Source organism: Microbacterium sp. UBA837, assembly GCF_002296025.1.
Taxonomy (GTDB): Bacteria; Actinomycetota; Actinomycetes; order Actinomycetales; family Microbacteriaceae; genus Microbacterium.
Window position 1 is genome coordinate 1 of the sequence record NZ_DBHD01000010.1, and the last position, 10,797, is coordinate 10,797.

Consider the following 10,797-nt stretch of genomic DNA (forward strand, 5'->3'; position numbering starts at 1 on the left):
ACAGTGCTGTCCTCACAATGGCTGTCCTCACAATGGCTGCCCTCACAATGGCTGCCCTCACAAAGCGCCGCTCACCAGCCCACCATCGCGAGACCGATCACGCCGGCGAGCACCCCGAGGAACACGACCAGGTCCGTCCACGTCGCCACCTGCTCGGCGAGCTTCTTGCCCGGCTTCGCGATGTGTCGCACCCCGGCCAACAGGAGGAACAGGGCGCCGGGAACGGCCAGGAGCACCCCCCAGCTGGGCAGGAACGGAATCGCGAGCGCGGTCAGTCCCATGCCGAGGTTCGCGTAGCCGAGTTCCTGCACCACCTGGTTCGCGTCGGTCGCGTCGATCTCCAGGATCTTGCGGGTGCGGTCGGGCTTCATGATCTGGCTGAGCCCTGCCAGCCCGAGACGGATGCCGACGCCCCAGAACCCCCACCACAGCCCGAAGACGAGCCACGGATTCCCGCCGGCGACGAGCAGCTGGATGCCGCCCGAGACAAGCGGCAGGATCAGCGTCTGCAGCAGGATGATGAGCACGTACATGGGCACACTCCGGGTCACGCGCCGTGATCGACCGCGCCTCTGCGGCGATCGTGCGGCGATGACGCTCACGTTAGCGACTCCGGCGACTCGCGGTGGGCATTGAGGCCGCGGGAGAATACGAGCATGATCCGACGCGCCGGACCCGCCGATGCCGCCGCTCTGCACGAGCTGGCCGCCGCGACCTTCCCCCTGGCCTGCCCGCCCGGTTCGACCGCCGAGGACCAGCGCCGCTTCATCGACGATAACCTCAGCGAAGCATCCTTCACCTCCTACCTGAGCGACCCCGGCCGCGTGCTGTTCGTTGACGTGGATCCCGCGGGGCGGCTGGTCGGCTACACGATGCTCGTCGCTGCCCCACCGACGGATGCCGACGTTCGCGCCGCACTCGGCCTCAATGCACCGACCCCAGACTGGAGCGTCAGCGAGCTTTCGAAGTGCTACGCGCTCCCGGGCGCCCATGGCACCGGCATCGCAGCGGGGCTCCTCCGAGCCACCGCCGAGGAGGCAATCACCCACGGCGCGACCCGGATGTGGCTCGGCGTGAATCAGGAGAACGCTCGCGCACAGCGCTTCTACGCCAAGCAGGGTTTCGTGCGGATCGGCACGAAGCGCTTCCAGGTCGGGGATCGCCTCGAGCACGACTACGTCCTCGCTCTCGACCTCGCTCTCACCTCGGTCCATTCACCGGAATAGAAACCACCCCTCGAAGGTTGGCACCGACATGCAGCGATTCGGAACCCTGTCCTTCGGCCACTACGGCCCCCTCGGCGGTGGACACATCCTCACTGCGCAGGACTCGATGCTCCAGGCAATCGATCTGGCCCAGGGCATGGATGATCTCGGCGTCAACGGCGCGTACCTCCGTGTGCACCACTTCGCGAGGCAGCAGTCGTCTCCCATGCCGCTGCTCGCCGCCATCGCAGCGCGCACGCAACGCATCGAGGTCGGCACCGGCGTCATCGACATGCGCTACGAGAACCCCCTGTATCTAGCCGAAGAAGCGGCATCCGTCGATCTCATCAGCGACGGTCGACTCGCTCTCGGCGTCAGCCGGGGGTCACCCGAGACCGTGGTCCGCGGCTACGAGGCGTTCGGCTACACCGGTTCGACAGATCCCCGCGGTGCGGACATCGCCCGTGAGCACTTCGACCTGTTCTTGAAGGCGGTCGAGGGTGCCGGACTGGCCGAGCGCGACGCCATGAGCCCGTTCGGCGGCGGCTCCGGGATGCAGCGCATCGAACCGCACTCCCCCGGGCTGCGCTCGCGCATCTGGTGGGGTGCCGGAAACCGCGACTCCGCCGAGTGGGCAGGACGGATGGGTGTCAACCTCATGTCGTCGACCCTCCTCACCGAGGATCGCGGCCTCCCCTTCGATGAGCTTCAGGCACAGCAGATCGACGCGTTCCGCGAAGCCTGGCGCGGCGCAGGTCACGCTGGCGAACCGCGCGTGTCGGTCAGCCGCAGCATCTTCCCGATCACGACAGCCGAAGACGAGATGTACTTCGGCGGACGCCAAGACGGCGACGGCGTCGGCTACATCGACGGGATGCGCTCGACGTTCGGGAAGACCTACGCAGGTGCTCCCGATGTGCTCGTCGATCAGCTAATGGCGGATGCCGCCGTGCAGTCGGCCGACACCCTGATGCTCACGATCCCGAGCCAGCTCGGGGTTGCGTTCAACCTGCGGATCGTCGAGGCCTTCGCGACCCACGTGGCACCGGCCCTGGGCTGGAAGTCGACGCGGGACACCGTCACTGCCTGACTCGGCGCGGTAAGCCCGCAGCGAACCAACACACATCGATCGGTCCGTCTCTGGTTGGCTGACGACGTGACTCGGGTGCTGGTGCTGGGCGGTACCGCCTGGTTGGGAGCGCGGGTCGCCCGGGCGTGGCACGAGCAGGGCGCTGAGGTCGTGTGCCTTGCCCGAGGGAGCGCGGGATCCGCTCCCCCGGGCGTGCGCCTCGTCCGCGCCGACCGCACGCAGCCCTCGGCGTACGACGAAGTGACCGGCCCGTGGGATGAGGTGATCGAGCTCTCGTACGCGCCCGAACTCGTGACCGGCGCACTTCGGGCGCTCTCACACGACGCCGCCCACTGGACCCTCGTCTCGAGCGTTTCCGTCTATGCGCGAAACGACGAGCCGGATGCCGATGAATCGGCTGACCTCGTGGACCCGCGCGACCTTTCGCAGTATGCGGATGCGAAGGTCGCCGCCGAGCGGGCGACGGTGGATGCCATCGGGGATCGGCTGTTCATCGCCCGGCCTGGGCTCATCGTCGGGCCCGGCGATCCCTCTGACCGGTTCGGATATTGGCTACTGGGCGGGCCCGCGGTCGCTGCCACTGTGGCTGCCTGCCGCATACGCCGGGTTCGCCAGGCGGCGCGCCGACGCCTTCGGCTCCACCGGCGGGACAACCCGTCCACTCGCGATGACAGTGACCCGGACGCTCGAAGACGAGCTGAAGCGGGGTGTCGATCGCCCCCGGCGAGCGGGACTGACCCAGGCCGACGAGTTCGAGATCATTCGGACCATCATGGCTACGCGGAACGACACCGAGTAGACGCCCCGCCTGGACATCGGCTTCTTGCTCCGCCGGGCCGGATACCGAAAGCACCGCTGCGGGCCAGAGTGGGCTCCGCCGCTTCGAGCAGGAGCGGGGTAGGTTTTCTTCATGGATGGCCGTCTCCTTGCGCCGCACAGCGCGCAAGGATCAGCGCCCACGAAGGCGCTTCCCTGGTGGATGTGGATTCTCGCGGCCATCGCGATCTTCGTCCTCTCCCAGCTCAGCGTGCTGGTGACACCCCAGGGCGGCAGCGTCGCCGCATGGTGGCCCGCGGCCGGCGTGTCGGTGCTGTTCATCCTGTGGACGCCTCGGAGGCAGTGGTGGACGTTCGTGCTGATGGTGGCGCTGGTCACCGGAGCGGCCAACGCTGTGGCCGGACGTCCGCTGGCCGTGTCTATCTGCTTCGGCATCTCCAACGCCATCGAAACCGGCGTGTTCGCCCTCCTCCTCCAGTACCGGCTTCGACACCGTCTTGTCCTGGACAGGGTGAGCGCTGCCTGGCGGTTCGCCCTCGCCACGATCGCGGCCTCCAGCCTGCTGGGGGTGTTGGTGGGAACGGTCCTCGCACAATCGGCATCCGACGCAGCGCTCCTCGGTGTGCACGCCGCGGCATCGCACGCGGCGGCGATCCTTCTGATCGCCCCCTTTGCGATCCTCCCGCCACACAGCGGGCAGCCGACTCCCGCGGGCGAGATCGTCGCTCAGATACTCGTGCTCACCGGCATCCTCGTGGCCCTCACGACCGCCGGCTCAGAGCTACCCCTGACCTTCCTTCCGGTGGGAATCATCGCGTGGGCGGCATTCCGCTTCCCGACCCGAGCTGCCTACACCGAGACGCTCATCGCGAGCGTCATCATCCTGGCACTGACGGTCCTCGGGCTCGGCCCCTTCGCGGGACCAGGCCTCACTCCGGAGGTTTCCTCGCTTCTGGTCATCCTCTTCATCTTCATAATCGCGAACACGAGTATGTTCATGTCGACAGCGAGCTACCAGTTGCGCACCGCCATCCGCTCCGCGCGGAGCACGACCGAGCTGGTCACGAGCGGCGTCGTCGACTCGCGGGTCGGCATCCTCGTCGTCGCGCACGAAGGCGATGCCTGGAGAGTACTGCTGTCCAACACGGCATCCCGCACCATTGCCGGCTCTGAGATCGATGCGGACCGGCGATGGCGCGCGGGCCCACTCCTGAGCGCCATGGCCGAGAGCCTGCGCGAGGGCCATCCCGTCACACACTCGGCCCCCAACGGCCCAGTGATCAGCGTCGATGCGTCGAGGGTCACGGGGGTCAACGATCGCGTCTCCGTCCAGTTCGTCGATGTCACCGAGAGTGCACGAGCAACCGAGGTGAGGATCGCTGCTGAGCAAGATCGCGCGAGGGTACTCGCCGCACAGCTCGAGCTCGAACGGCGCCAGATCGACTTCATCGCGACAGCAAGTCACGAGCTTCGCACGCCGATCACGAGTGTGACCGGATACGTGGAACTGGTCGAGGAGGCGGACGAGCTGCCCGAGCAGTCTCGAGAGTGGCTCGCGGTGGCCTCACGCAACGCCCATCGACTTCAAGAGCTCATCGAAGACCTCCTGATCGCCGCCCGCAACAAGCGCGCGCACACCGCCTATCCGGACGTTGAGGTCATCCGCGTCGAGGATCTGATCACCGACGCGCTGAAACCGTTCGACGACATCGCGCGTGCCCGGAGCCTCACCGTCGCAGTGGGAGCGCATGCCGGCACCGTGCGGGGGGCACGGCAACAACTCATCCGAGCACTGAGAAGCCTCATCTCCAACGCGGTGAAGTTCACACCCACGCACGGAACCATCCAGATCCATGCCGAGGAAGAAGTGATCACCGCATCCCAGGACGCGAAGACCCCGCTTGCCGGAGTTCGTATCGTCGTCTCCGATGACGGACCCGGCATCGAAGCGAAGGACCTTCCGCACGTCTTCGAGCGGTTCTACCGCACCGCCCACGCCGAGGCGACGAATACTGCCGGGTCGGGGCTGGGCCTGTCGATCGCCAAGGACCTCGCCGAAGCCAACGGCGGGCGCGTCGAGATCGCGTCCACGGTCGGGCACGGCGTCATCGCCAGCCTCGTGCTTCCTTCAGAGCCGGCCGATACGGCAAGTGAACCGGTCGACCAAGCGCTCGGGTCAGCCGATACTCCTTCCGACTAGCGGCGCGCGCGGTCGGCAGCAGAGCGGGGCGGATCAGTCGCGACATCGAGGCGATCCAGACCACGCAGTGACGTCCACACGAGCGCCTCACCCTTCGCCGCATGCTCGGAGGCACGAACCGCCCGCTCGTCGGCCCAGCTGTTGAGGCGGTGGCCGCTGTGCCCGCGGACGTGCTCGAGCACGACGTCCGGCATCCCCGAGGCACGCCGCGCGTCGCGCGCTGCGATCAGACGCTCGAGGATGTCGCGGTTCGCGACGGGCTTCTTGGCGCTTGTCACCCAGCCGCGGCGACGGTGACCGTCCATCCACGAGGAGTAAGTGTCGATCGCGTACTTGGAGTCCGCCTGGATGATGAGCTCGGTGACATCCGCGTGATCGGTGATCGCGTAGAGCAACCCGAGCAACTCGCCGATGTTATTCGTGCCTTCGGGCAGGGACCCTGCGGCCCAGTTGCCGTCCTCACCGACCCACGCCCAGCCAGCCGGACCGGGGTTGCCCTTGCACGCTCCGTCGGTCGCGACGATGTAGCGGTCGGTCGGATGCGGCGCAGCGGGTTCAGGCACGCGTTACAGTCTCGCATTCTCGAGGCCGTGTCGTGAGGACATCACCCCGACGATCAGACTGACCTACGAGACCCGATCCCACTGCAGATCCACCGATCCGCTTCCCGTCTGATACGGCACGGTGAGTGTCGTCGACGTGCACGCGATCGTGCCGGCAGAACTGAGCATCGGGCTCGATTCGATGAGGCTGTTGGTCAGATCCCCGACGTCGAACGCTTGACCGTCTAGCTGGGCGTCGACAGTCAGCGAGCTGTCTGTCTCGGTGAGCACGAGAGTGCCACCCTCGACCTGCCAGGAGCCGGTGACTCCACCCGTGACCACCGCGCGAGGCTCGATCGTCACGGGACCGGCATTCACACTCAGCACGAATCCGTAGTCAGGCGCGTAGGAGTATCCACCGTCGGCACCGAGTGTCAGGCCGATCGTCCCGAACGGCACGATCTCCAGCTCGGGGATCGACGCGGCGACGGCACTGTAGAACGCCGTCACCTGTGTCTCATCCAGCACCCACCGGCCCGGGACGCAGTCGACAAGACCTGCCTCCGCTACATCGCTGCCCCCCGTCGATCCGCCGTCACCGGCTCCCGAACCATCGGTGTCGTCGGAACCGTCGGCGCTGCTGGCCGCCGCGTCGAACGTCGGCGTGGGACTCGGTTCGCCCAGTCCTCCACTGCAGCCGGTAAGAAGCGGAGCGCCCGCGATGAGAAGGAGTGCCGCGATCGCGGCGGGGCGTGAGACGCAGATCATGTGTACGAGAGTCGATCAGGGGTCTCGCCGTCGCAATGGGCAGTTGATGCCCATTGCGACAGTGCGCCCCCGACGGGAGACTCTCCTCGTCCGCCGTCCGGGAACCCACCCCTCAGAATCGAGCAACCCATGAATCGCCCCGTCCTCATCGGCATCTCCGCAATCGTCGCCGGGATCGTTCTGGCCGGGTGCGCAGCCACATCCCCATCGACATCCGCCGAGGAGGAATCGGCCAGCGAGGTCGTCGCCGTCGAGCAGGACTCCAGCGCCCAGGAGGAAGCCGATGACGATGCGGATGACACCTCCGCCGTCGTGACTGTCGCATACCCCGAGGGGTGGCCCTCCGAGCTTCCCGTCCCCTCCTGCGACCTCGTGAGCGCCAGCACGTACGGATCGGGATTCCCCGCATCCGGGGGGACCGCCGCTCTCGTGTTCAGCTGCGCCGACGGCGAGGGAGAGGGGTCGGCGCTGCTGGACACGATCCGCGGGCAGTACACCGCGACCTCCGATCTCGGTACCAGCGGCTTCTTCGAGGACGAGACGTGGCAGCTGCAGGTCGGGTACGACGCATCGGAGATCCGCTACAACGTGATCGCTCGATAGCCGACGCGGCTCGAGGTAGGGCACGACCTACGTCTGCCCGCCGGCGGTGGGGCGGCCGAGCTCGACCAGCACGTCCCGCAGCTCATCACGCGACGAGACGCCGAGCTTTCGGAACACCGAGTTCAGCTGATTGTTCACGGTCGACGGAGAGATCCCCAAAGCCTGCGCGATCTCTCGCGTCCGCTGCCGATCCGCGGCCCTGGCTGCGACGTCCAGTTCACGGCGGGACAGAACCGGGCTCTCGCGGCGACGACGCAGCGGCGCGTCGACCTCACTCGCCCACGCACCGAAGAGCCGGTCGAGCCGATAGCGGGTCTCGTTGGAGGGCCGCATTGTGCGGGCAAGACTGATGGCATCGAGCGCCGTGGGAGGCATGCCCGCGCTCGCGAGCCGCGCTGCCGGCTCGACGACGGCCGCTGGTCGACGCTCACGAAGTGCGACGGCGAGATCGCGCAGGCTCGTGTAGAGCCCGAAGTCGGGTGGTACATCCCGACAGATCTCCTCCAGCATGGCGGCGGCGCGATCGACCACCCCCAACCGGAGGCACAGTCCGAGCGAGATGGCGGCGACAAGGCGGAACCCGACGTCGATGGCCTGCCGTGCCGCGCGTTCGACGACAGTGGCCGCTTCCTCAGCGTCACCGTCGTCCGCGAGCAGCCACGCCTCCACCTCGGCGATGACCATGAGTGCCTTCGGCTCGTTCCGCTGGTCAGGACTCAGGGCGTCGAGCAGCCGCCGCGCTCGTCCCGGATCCCCGCCCTTGGCGGCGGCATCCGCCTGAAGAGCGACAGCCAGTGGCAGCACTCCCATCCCGTCACGCCAACGGAGTTGGTCGACCGCGAGCGCGGCCAGTCTGCTGGCCTCCCGCAGGCGCCCGTTGTAGCTACGGTGTTCGGCCAGGGTGCAGGTCCACAGCCCGACGCCCTCTCCCGCGTCGATGCGGCGCGCGGTGGCGAACTCGGCGGCCTTCTCGCCCTCGCCGCGCGAGAGCATCCCGATGTACTCGGCGAAGCCGAGCATCATCGCCGCGCTCGCGTCGAGTCGGCCCAGTTGATCACCGAGTCGACGGAGGATCTGCTCGGCTTCATCCCCGAGCTCGGTCCGGCCAGCCATCGACTCGTGCATGATGGCGGCCATTGCCTCTCGAATGCGGACATCCGGAGGACCGAGGGACGAGCTCCCCTCCGGCAGCGGTGCGCGATAGGCTTCCCCCCGAACCGCCCGCCACAGCCGAAGATCGGCATCAGTGCCCGAGACGGACTCACGCGGCAAGGAACGACGGATGCGTTCGGCCTGTTCGATGGCAGCGCTGACCTCGAAGCACCGGAACGCCAAGTGCTCACCCCGGTGCGCGGCCAGTCGTGCCCACTCCTCCGGGCGGCGTGCACACTCCTCGGCACTCATGAACGAATCGTCGGCCCGGCTCCGGTCTCCCGTGAGAGATGCGGCGTCGGCCAGAACGAGGTGCCCTCGGAAGCGGATCGGCGCGCTCGGATCCCCCACAGCGGTATGCGCGTACTCCGCCGCGTGCACCAGATCGCCGGTCGCGAACGCGTACTCCGCCGCCCACGCCGCTTCGGTCGAGTCGAGCTCGCCGCGCCGCCACTCGATCCGGCACGCAGCCAGACGCGCGGCGTCACCCTCGAGTGAGCGCAGGAGCGCAACGCTGTCTGCGAACACGTCCTCGGCCGTGTCGTCACGCTCGAGTGCCTCAGCGATCAGAGGATGCGCGATCCGCAGATCACCATCGGAGGTGTGGACCACGAGCCCGCTGAGCTCGAGGTGATCGAGCACATCGGGGGTGAGCGTCGTCATCGCCCCGGCAAGCAAGGCCTCACGGCGAATCGGCTGCACGAGTGCGACCAGCTGGAGAGCACGGTGGACCGCGGGGTCGAGGACCTCCAGGCGCTGGGTGACCGCGTCGAGCAGCTCGGGCGGTGTGCGACCATCCTCGATCACCACGACGCCGTCCGACAGACGGACCGCGCCGTCGCGAACTGCCGCCTCGACGAGCGCGCGGATGTAGAGCGGATTCCCTTCGGTCCGGGACAGTAGCCTGTCGAGGTCACCATGGCGGACCTGCCCGTCGAACCTTCGCTCGAGCAGTTCGACGGCTTCGTCCCAACTCAGTCCCGGGACGTCGACGCGCTCGACCAGCCCTTCGTCCAGCAGCCGACGTATCCCATCGGGCAGGGGCTCACCGAGACGGGCCGTCAGGATCGCCGGCACACCGAACCCCCGCACGAGCTGATAGACCACGGCCGCAGAGATCGAATCGAGTCGGGGTGCGTCATCGACGAGCAGGATCTGCTGCTCGGGATGCGCGCCGAGTTCAGCCACCAGCGCGGCGACCGCGCGGTGCGGATCGGCCGGCAGCCCCCTCGTAGCGAGCGTCGGAGCCCATGCAGCCAGCGAGACGCCCGACAGCGCGCTCAATCCGATGACGGTGACCGTCTCCGGCGCCGCCGCAGCGTCGGCAAGTTGGCGGGCCAGCACGGTCTTCCCGACCCCAGCCTGGCCGACGATGAACACCCCGTGCGCGGGGATCCGGTCGAAGCGAGGTGCGAGGTTCTCGACCAATGCGACGCGGTCGACGATCGGCCACTCCGTTCGACGACCGCGCGCGGGCATCGGGGTGACTCATTCCTCGCGGGAGCGGACTGCCTCGCGATGCTCGCGGTAGTACTCCAGCAGCGCGCGAGTCGAGGCATCCTGCGCTGCAACGGCATCCGCATCGCCCTCGATCGCCGGAGCGATCTGCAGCGCGAGTTGCTTGCCGAGCTCGACACCCCACTGATCGAACGAGTTGATGCCCCAGATCGTGCCTTGCGTGAACACGATATGTTCGTAAAGTGCGATGAGTTGACCGAGCACCGAGGGCGTCAGCGCGGGCGCGAAGATCGACGTCGTCGGGCGGTTACCCGGGAACGTACGCGCAGCGACGAGGGCGCCGGTCGAGCCTTCGGCCTCGACCTCCTCGGCGGTCTTGCCGAACGCAAGGGCCTTGGTCTGGGCCAGGAAGTTCGCGAGGAAGAGCCCGTGCACGTCCCGGCCGGCGTCCTGAAGCGGATACGCCGGGTTCACGAACGCGATGAAATCCGCCGGGATGAGCCGCGTGCCCTGATGGATGAGCTGGTAGAAAGCGTGCTGCCCGTTCGTGCCGGGCTCACCCCAGAACACCTCGCCGGTATCGGTGACGACCGGTGAGCCGTCCCACCGCACCCGCTTGCCGTTGGACTCCATCGTCAACTGCTGCAGGTACGCCGGGAAGCGATGCAGTTGCTGAGCATACGGAAGCACCGCGTGGGTCTGCGCACCGAGGAAGTTCGTGTACCAGACATTGAGCAGGCCCATCAGGACCGGGACGTTGCGCTCCAACGGCGTCGTCGCGACGTGGACGTCGACGGCGTGGAAGCCCGCGAGCAGGTCGCGGAAGGCATCCGGGCCGAGCGCGATCGTGAGCGAGAGACCGATCGCCGAGTCGACCGAATACCTGCCACCCACCCAGTCCCAGAAGCCGAATGCGTTGTCGGTGTCGATCCCGAAGGCGGCGACCTTGTCGAGCGCGGTCGATACGGCGGCGAAGTGGTGCGCGACGGCATCCGTCTTGGC

General features: G+C 67.7%; 10 protein-coding genes and 1 pseudogene. 6 read left to right on the top strand and 5 right to left on the bottom strand.

The features are described 5' to 3' along the window. Positions 1-71 precede the first annotated feature (71 nt). Positions 72-533: a hypothetical protein gene (locus B3587_RS01090; RefSeq protein WP_228178659.1), complete on the bottom strand. Its 462-nt coding sequence runs from the start codon at positions 531-533 to the stop codon at positions 72-74. Positions 534-656: 123 nt separating this feature from the next. On the opposite strand from B3587_RS01090, the gene B3587_RS01095 reads away from it, so the two are divergent. From B3587_RS01095 to B3587_RS01110, 5 genes and pseudogenes are all read left to right on the top strand, one after another. After that, positions 657-1,226 (top strand): GNAT family N-acetyltransferase, encoded by a 570-nt coding sequence (locus tag B3587_RS01095; protein WP_292725922.1) that lies wholly within the window; start codon positions 657-659, stop codon positions 1,224-1,226. Between the two features lie 28 nt (positions 1,227-1,254). Beyond that, entirely contained in the window at positions 1,255-2,295 is a 1,041-nt protein-coding gene (locus tag B3587_RS01100; RefSeq protein WP_292725924.1) for an LLM class flavin-dependent oxidoreductase, read from the top strand. A gap of 81 nt (positions 2,296-2,376) precedes the next feature. Then, positions 2,377-2,766: pseudogene (locus B3587_RS15845) on the top strand (NAD-dependent epimerase/dehydratase family protein); the annotation flags it as partial. Positions 2,767-2,962: 196 nt separating this feature from the next. Beyond that, entirely contained in the window at positions 2,963-3,094 is a 132-nt protein-coding gene (locus B3587_RS15850; protein WP_348681558.1) for a hypothetical protein, read from the top strand. A gap of 111 nt (positions 3,095-3,205) precedes the next feature. After that, positions 3,206-5,272: an ATP-binding protein gene (locus B3587_RS01110; RefSeq protein WP_292725926.1), complete on the top strand. Its 2,067-nt coding sequence runs from the start codon at positions 3,206-3,208 to the stop codon at positions 5,270-5,272. Here the strand turns inward: B3587_RS01110 and B3587_RS01115 are convergent. Beyond that, positions 5,269-5,835 carry a ribonuclease H family protein gene (locus B3587_RS01115; RefSeq protein ID WP_228178655.1) on the bottom strand — a complete coding sequence of 189 codons (567 nt, stop codon included), beginning with the start codon at positions 5,833-5,835 and terminating at the stop codon, positions 5,269-5,271. The two genes, B3587_RS01110 and B3587_RS01115, sit on opposite strands and share 4 nt — an antisense overlap. 63 nt (positions 5,836-5,898) lie before the next feature. Beyond that, positions 5,899-6,582: a hypothetical protein gene (locus B3587_RS01120; protein ID WP_292725928.1), complete on the bottom strand. Its 684-nt coding sequence runs from the start codon at positions 6,580-6,582 to the stop codon at positions 5,899-5,901. 129 nt (positions 6,583-6,711) lie between these two features. Between B3587_RS01120 and B3587_RS01125 the strand changes: the two genes are divergently transcribed. Next, a complete protein-coding gene (locus B3587_RS01125; RefSeq protein ID WP_292725930.1) occupies positions 6,712-7,185 on the top strand; it encodes a hypothetical protein in 474 nt (157 codons plus the stop codon). A 27-nt stretch (positions 7,186-7,212) separates the two neighbouring features. On the opposite strand, the gene B3587_RS01130 is transcribed toward B3587_RS01125, so the two are convergent. Next, complete coding sequence (locus tag B3587_RS01130) at positions 7,213-9,816, bottom strand: LuxR C-terminal-related transcriptional regulator (protein ID WP_292725932.1); 2,604 nt, start codon at positions 9,814-9,816, stop codon at positions 7,213-7,215. A 9-nt stretch (positions 9,817-9,825) separates the two neighbouring features. Next, positions 9,826-10,797 (bottom strand): glucose-6-phosphate isomerase (pgi, locus tag B3587_RS01135; RefSeq protein WP_292725934.1); only part of this gene is annotated, 972 nt, incomplete at its 5' end.